Source organism: Streptomyces sp. DH12, from assembly GCF_020873895.1.
Taxonomy (GTDB): domain Bacteria; phylum Actinomycetota; class Actinomycetes; order Streptomycetales; family Streptomycetaceae; genus Streptomyces.
Genome location: NZ_JAHWGT010001119.1, coordinates 1 through 447, shown reverse-complemented (window position 1 = coordinate 447; position 447 = coordinate 1). Strand labels below are relative to the sequence as shown.

At 65.3% G+C, this 447-nt stretch carries 1 protein-coding gene; it reads left to right on the top strand.

What is annotated here, in order from left to right:
• Nucleotides 1–447, top strand: a 447-nt coding sequence (locus tag LPA54_RS38825) for a citrate/2-methylcitrate synthase (RefSeq protein ID WP_306806632.1), incomplete at both ends; no start/stop codon positions are given.

Genomic DNA, 447 nt, shown 5'->3' with positions numbered 1-447 from the left:
CGAGTACACCTACCCGGTGATCGACAGCACCGTCGGTGACAAGGGCTTCGACATCGGGAAGCTCCGCGCCCAGACCGGTCTGGTGACGCTGGACAGCGGCTACGGCAACACCGCCGCGTACAAATCCGCGATCACCTATCTCGACGGCGAGGCCGGCATCCTCCGGTACCGCGGCTACCCGATCGAGCAGCTGGCCGAGCGCTCCACCTTCCTTGAGGTCGCCTACCTGCTGATCAACGGTGAGCTGCCGACCGTCGACCAGCTGGCCGCCTTCAAGGACGACATCACGCAGCACACCCTGCTGCACGAGGACGTCAAGAACTTCTACCGGGGCTTCCCGCGCGACGCCCACCCGATGGCCATGCTGTCCTCGGTGGTCTCCGCGCTGTCCACGTTCTACCAGGACAGCCACAACCCGTTCGACGAGCAGCAGCGCAACCTCTCCAC